The 2089-nt window shown below is 33.7% G+C and carries 2 protein-coding genes; both read right to left on the bottom strand.

The window, feature by feature from the left end:
- A partial coding sequence (locus tag Z054_RS0122010) for a hypothetical protein (RefSeq protein WP_024772192.1) occupies positions 1-743 on the bottom strand: 743 nt, incomplete at its 3' end.
- 48 nt (positions 744-791) lie between these two features.
- Positions 792-2089: T9SS type A sorting domain-containing protein (locus Z054_RS0122005; RefSeq protein ID WP_024772191.1), on the bottom strand; the 1298-nt coding region annotated here is incomplete at its 5' end.

Below are 2089 nucleotides of genomic sequence, written 5' to 3'. Positions count from 1 at the left end.
AAAGTAACTATGAAACCACCGTTGTCATTATCGCTACAGGTGGGGTTGATAGGTAGGGGATTGCCTATTAGCTTTGGAGAGCATTTGATGATCCCTATGTTTATAGTATTAGTAAACTCTCCATTATATCCAGTTCTGAATTTAATGTTAGGTTTGCCTTGCCATTCACTACTAGGAGTTCCACTTAAACTAAATAGTTCTGTTAGTGTAAAATTTGTTGTTCTTTTTGTGTTTAGTGATGCAGGGAAATTCTTCCAGGTTATACCATCAAAACTGAATTGCCAATGATATCCATAGCTTAAAACTATTTCTTGATCAGGACAGAATTCATTTGCAGAGGGATCATTAATATGGATAGGATAAACAACTGTAAAAAAATTACAATCTGTAGAATTAGATTCAACTAAATTATTTATAAACTCATTTCTTGTATATGTAAAATTATCATCCGACTCACAGCTGATAGGATCACTAATAGAAATCCAGTGACTGGAAAGATTTACTATAGCCGTATTGAAATTGTTATTTAATTCAATAAAATCGTAATAAACCTCATTAATCGTTGCTTCAGAAGACCGGTATCCTATATTTGGGTATGTTTCTGGCGAATCTGTACTTACAGATGCACTAAAAACATTAGCGTGCTCAGTACCTTGTACTTCTGTAACGAATAAAAACCCATAATCTTGAGAAAACCCAATATGCGTTGTTAAAACCAATATTATAAGTACTATTTTTTTCATTTTTAGATTTTATATCATTTTACTATCATCATTAATACTACTTATCAATTAATTTACAATCACTTTTCTGATATCACTTCCATATGGTGTTTCTAGTACCAGGGCATATACTCCAGAGGGTACTTGTAATGTAAAAGGGATTTCATATTGTTTTTTACCAGATTGTTTTTTTTGAGTAAGTATAGTATTATTAGCTAGATTGAATATTTTAATACTAATATCTTTTTGTTCTTTCAGGGTCACTTTTGCAGAGAATTTTCCATCAGAAGGATTTGGATATACGCTAAATTCTCTAATGTTTCCTAGCTGTTGATTTTGATTATCCTGATTTTGCTCATCTGTTATTTCCTTTTGTAGTACCAATACTTTTTGGGTAAATGTATCTTGACAGTTTCCTAGTTTAGAGATCATAGTAATTTCATATTCTCCTGCTTTATCAAAATACAATTCAATAAGATCTTGATCTTGTGATACTATAGTAGCTTCTTGGGGCATTACCCATTGAATTTGATCAGGTATTGGGTAAGTCACATCTATTACGACAAATTTTTCATTGGTAAATACCTGGCTTGCATATAAGAATTGAGCATTAATTTCTTTTATATTTTCTATTACAGTAATGGTGTCTTGGGCAACACATCCTTTTCCACTGGTAACAGAGACAGTATATGTTCCTTGCTGATCTACATTGATTTCTGGATTTGTACTGGTAAATCCAGTATCCGATGTCCAACTGTAAGAAGCATTAGAATCTTGTATAGCAGCAGATATGTTTACTGTCTGTCCTTCACAAAAGAAAGGATCTTCTCCCAGGTCTATAGAGAATAGGGGAGGGTTTATAAATTCTATGGGTTGACTTGAGTTTGTAGTGAAACATCCATTTTGATCTACTACGCGATATACATAAGATCCAAATCCCACATTTTTAAGTTCATTACCTAATGCACTAAAATTTGGGTCTACTATATTTTCCCATGTGATAACATAATCTCCAGTTCCTCCTTGTATGGTTAATTGTATAGCAGCATCATTACCATCTCTACATGATAATTCTTTTTTGTTGGCAAGTGTAACTGTAATAGGGTTGGGTCCGTTTACATCAAATGTTTTGTTTTGACTATTTCCTCCATCATCGGTCACGGTAACTTGATAGGTTCCTATTCCTATATTAGTTAAAGAGGCCCCAGTTGTGCCATCATCCCAGGTGTAGGTATAGTCAGAACCAGAGTTTAAATACCCCCCTGTTGCACTTGCAATAAGGTTGACTTGAGTGTCAGAACAGTCAACAGTATCGGGTGTCATATTAATAGAGATATCGATAGGTTCAGGATCAGTAAGGGTGAATG

Source organism: Aquimarina macrocephali JAMB N27 (assembly GCF_000520995.1).
Classification (GTDB): Bacteria; Bacteroidota; Bacteroidia; order Flavobacteriales; family Flavobacteriaceae; genus Aquimarina; species Aquimarina macrocephali.
The sequence above is the reverse complement of the archived record's forward strand: the minus strand, read 5'-3'. Positions and strand labels throughout refer to the sequence as shown.